Below are 3,998 nucleotides of genomic sequence, written 5' to 3'. Positions count from 1 at the left end.
CCTCTTCCATGTGCAGCAGCTTCTGGGATTCCCCCTGGAGCATGCGGCCGGCGGGGATGCCCGTCCAGGCCGAAATAACCTCCGCGATATCGTCCGCCGTGACTTCGTCCGCGACCATCAGGGCGGGCTTCGCTTCACCGCGCGCTTCCCGGGCGGATTCTTCCTCGGCTGCTGCGCTGAGCTCGCGCTCCAACGCGGGCAGTTCGCCGTAGAGAATGCGCGAGGCAGCTTCAAGGTCGCCCTCGCGCTGGTACTTTTCGGCGGCGGACCGCAATTCGTCGATCTTTGCCTTGAGGTCGCCCACGCGGTTGAGCCCGGCCTTCTCGGCTTCCCAGCGGGCGTTCAGCGCACCCAAGGCTTCCTTCTTGTCCGCTTTGTCCGCGCGGAGCGCGGCGAGGCGTTCGATGGAGGCCGCATCCGTCTCGCGCTCAAGTGCCAATTCCTCCATGGTGAGACGGTCCACGGCACGGCGGAGCTGGTCGATTTCCTCGGGAGCCGAGTCGATTTCCATGCGTAGCCGGGACGCCGCCTCATCCACGAGGTCGATGGCCTTGTCCGGCAATTGACGGCCCGAGATGTAGCGGTTGGAGAGCGTGGCGGCGGCTACCAGGGCGGAGTCCGCGATGGCTACCTTGTGGTGGGCCTCGTAGCGTTCCTTGAGGCCGCGGAGGATGCCGATGGTGTCCTCCACGCTTGGCTCGCCCACGTAGACCTGCTGGAAGCGGCGTTCCAGGGCAGGGTCCTTCTCGACGTTCTCGCGGTACTCGTCCAGGGTGGTTGCGCCGATGAGCCGCAGCTCGCCGCGGGCCAGCATGGGCTTGAGCATGTTCCCTGCGTCCATGGCGCTTTCACCGGTGGCACCGGCGCCACCACAGTGTGGATTTCGTCGATGAACGTAACGATCTGCCCGTTGGAGTTCTTGATCTCCTCCAGCACGGCCTTGAGCCGTTCCTCGAATTCGCCGCGGTACTTCGCGCCGGCCACCATGGATGCGAGGTCCAGCGCGATGAGGGTCTTGCCCCGCAGGCTTTCCGGGACGTCACCTGCCACCATGCGCTGGGCGAGGCCTTCGACGACGGCGGTCTTGCCGACGCCGGGTTCGCCGATCAGCACGGGGTTGTTCTTGGTGCGGCGGCTCAGGACCTGGACCACTCGGCGAATTTCGCTGTCCCGCCCGATCACGGGATCCAGCTTGCCGGAGCGCGCGACGGCGGTGAGGTCCGTGCCGTATTTCTCAAGCGCCTGGAAGGTGTTTTCCGGGTCTTGCGAGGTAACTTTCCGGTCACCGCGGACACCCGGCAAGGCGGCGAGGAGCGCTTCGTGGGAGGCGCCGGCGTCGCGCAATAGCTTCCCCACGGCGTCGCTACCGGCAGAGAGCCCCAAGAGGAGGTGCTCAGTGGACACGAAGGAATCGCCGAGTTTCTCGGCCTCGTTCTGGGCGGCCTGGATGGCCTGCATCGAAGGGCGGGAAGCTGCGCTTGCTGCACTGAACTGCCCGACGACGACGGCAGGGCCTTGATGGCCGAACTCGCCTGGACGCTCACGGCATCCGGGTCCGCTCCGGTGGCGCGCAAAAGCGCCACCGCGACGCCCTCGCGTTGATCCATGAGGGCTTTGAGCAAGTGGGCTGGCTCCAGCTGCGGATTTCCGGCGGTGGAGGCGTTCATGGCCGCCGCGGAAAGAGCCTCCTGGCTCTTGGTGGTGAATTTGACGTCCATGGAAGAGCTCCTCTCGGGAAAGATGACTATTTCTCAAAGTTGAGTCTACTATGCTCAACTTTGGCGAAGCGTCCCTCCTGCTCCATGTTTGCCGACGGCGAAACTGCTGTCCATAGCCTTCCCCGCTTACGGTGAAAAGTCCCTCGCTGTTTGCGTTCCCTGGCCCTAGGATCAGGTGTGACCGGGTGGAACACCCCCCGGGCGCGCATGAGAAAAAGGACACGCAATGAAGAAGTTCGTAGTTCTCTACAATGCACCACAATCGGCGGAATCGATGATGGCTGACAGCTCCCCTGAGGCAGCAGCCGAAGGCATGAAGCTGTGGATGGACTGGGCCGCGAAGGCTGGCGCTGGGCTTGCCGATCTTGGCACACCCCTCGGTGGCGGCAAAGTGGTTGGGAACTCTGGAGTATCCGATGCAGAGACCGGCGTGGGCGGTTACAGCGTCCTCCAAGCCGAAGACATGGACGGAGCGCTGAAGCTCCTCGAAGGCCACCCGCATTTCCTCATGGCCCCCGAAGCTCGATCACCGTCTACGAAGCGCTCGACGTTCCGGGCATGTAAGGCAGCACCCGCCGTCGAAATCGTGGGTCCGGGCCGCGCGCTGCGTGCCGGAACGCAGCACTCGGCCCGCGCCCACGATCCCGGCAAAGCGCCGTACGATATGCACATGGCACCCTTCACAGTGACTCGCAATGCGCTGATCCCCGCCGCACCCGCCGACGTCTTCCCCTTCGTCAACAACTTCCACGAGTGGACCAAGTGGTCTCCGTGGGAAGCCGTGGACCCCAAGCTGAACCGGAGCTATTCCGGCAACGAATCCGGCGTCGGAGCAAAGTATGCCTGGAGCGGCAACAACAAGGCCGGCACCGGAACCATGGAAATCGTCGGCTCGGAGGAGCCCGGCAAGATCGACATCCGCCTCGAGTTCACCAAGCCGATGAAGGCAGTCAATCCCACAGGGTTCACCTTCGTGCCCGAAGGGGACGGCACCCGCGTCACCTGGACCATGACCGGCGAGAACAAAGGCCTCGGCAAAATCTTCGCTTTGTTCATGAACATGGAGAAGATGGTGGGCGGCGACTTCGAAAAGGGTTTAACCGCTCTCTCTGCGGTAGCCACCCGGAAAAACTCCTAAGTTCTCTGGCGCGGGCCATGGCCGTCTACGTTGATCCGCCGCTGTGGCCCGCGCACGGGACCGTGTTTTCGCACCTCTCTCGGACACCTCGCTCGAGGAGTTGCATGCCTTCGCCGAAGCCGCGGGGATTCCCGGGCGCGCCTTCGACGGCGACCACTACGACGTCCCGGAACGCCGCTACCAGGACCTCCTGTCCGCAGGCGCCATCCCCGTGGAGGCGCGCATTCTTGTGCGGAAACTGATCGCGAGCGGCTTGCGGATCCCCGCCCGCCAACGCAGCAAGGCGCTCACCGTACCCTTGCTGGAGCGCTGGAATTCGGCTCTTCCAGGACATGAGGAGCTGGGTTTTGAGCTCCTCGAACGCTGGGGCGAGGACCATCGGAAATACCACAGCCGCACGCATTTGCTGGCGGTCCTGGAAGCCATGGATCTCCTGAGCGAACCCTCTCTGCCAGCGCGCTCAGTGACGTTGGCCGCATGGTTCCATGACGCCGTCTACGAGGGAATCGCAGGGCAGGACGAAGAGCAATCGGCCCGGCTGGCCGAGGACCGCCTGGCTCTTGCGGGACTCCCGGAACCGACGATCCACGAAGTTGCCCGGCTGGTCAGGCTGACCTCCACCCACAGCCCCGAACCGGGAGACCGACTCGGCGCCCTCTTGTGCGACGCCGATCTCTCCATCCTCGGCGCGGAACCAACGGCTTACGCCCGCTACCTTGCTGCTGTCCGCGAGGACTACGCCCACGTCAGCGATGCCGACTTCGCTGCCGGCCGGGCCGCCGTCGTCCGCCATCTGCTCGCCTTGGATCCACTCTTCCACAGCGAACGCGCGCGGAGCCTGTGGCTGGAGGCCGCCCGCCGCAACCTGGAGGCCGAACTGTCATGACCATGGCGGGAACGGTGCACCGGCAGCTTCCGTTCACCGTGAGGTTTGAATGGGGGCTCGACGGCGCCCGTGCGGTTGCGTCCGGAGCGGACCTCGCCGTCGTGGTTGACGTCCTCACCTTCACCACATGCGTCAGCGTCGCCGTCGACCGCGGTGCCATCGTGTTCCCCTACGCGTGGAAGGACGCCGGGGCCGAGGATTTCGCCGCCCACCACGATGCCCAGCTGGCTGGTCCGCGGGGTGGAGGCGGATTGAG

General features: G+C 64.9%; 1 protein-coding gene and 3 pseudogenes. 3 read left to right on the top strand and 1 reads right to left on the bottom strand.

Annotated features, from left to right (window positions below; translation table 11 throughout):
• Window positions 1–1,718, bottom strand: a pseudogene (locus tag AHiyo1_RS27510) (ATP-dependent Clp protease ATP-binding subunit); the annotation flags it as partial.
• 226 nt (window positions 1,719–1,944) lie between these two features.
• Here AHiyo1_RS27510 and AHiyo1_RS27505 point away from each other — a divergent pair.
• The 3 genes and pseudogenes from AHiyo1_RS27505 to AHiyo1_RS21330 all read left to right on the top strand — a co-directional run.
• Window positions 1,945–2,856 carry an SRPBCC family protein gene (locus AHiyo1_RS27505; RefSeq protein ID WP_253257527.1) on the top strand — a complete coding sequence of 304 codons (912 nt, stop codon included), beginning with the start codon at window positions 1,945–1,947 and terminating at the stop codon, window positions 2,854–2,856.
• Window positions 2,857–2,873: 17 nt separating this feature from the next.
• Window positions 2,874–3,742, top strand: a pseudogene (locus AHiyo1_RS21335) (DUF4031 domain-containing protein).
• Window positions 3,739–3,998: pseudogene (locus tag AHiyo1_RS21330) on the top strand (2-phosphosulfolactate phosphatase); the annotation flags it as partial. The pseudogenes AHiyo1_RS21335 and AHiyo1_RS21330, both read left to right, overlap by 4 nt.

Origin of the sequence: Arthrobacter sp. Hiyo1 (genome assembly GCF_001263615.2) — a bacterium.
Taxonomy (GTDB): domain Bacteria; phylum Actinomycetota; class Actinomycetes; order Actinomycetales; family Micrococcaceae; genus Arthrobacter.
This window is presented reverse-complemented; position numbering and strand designations above follow the sequence as displayed.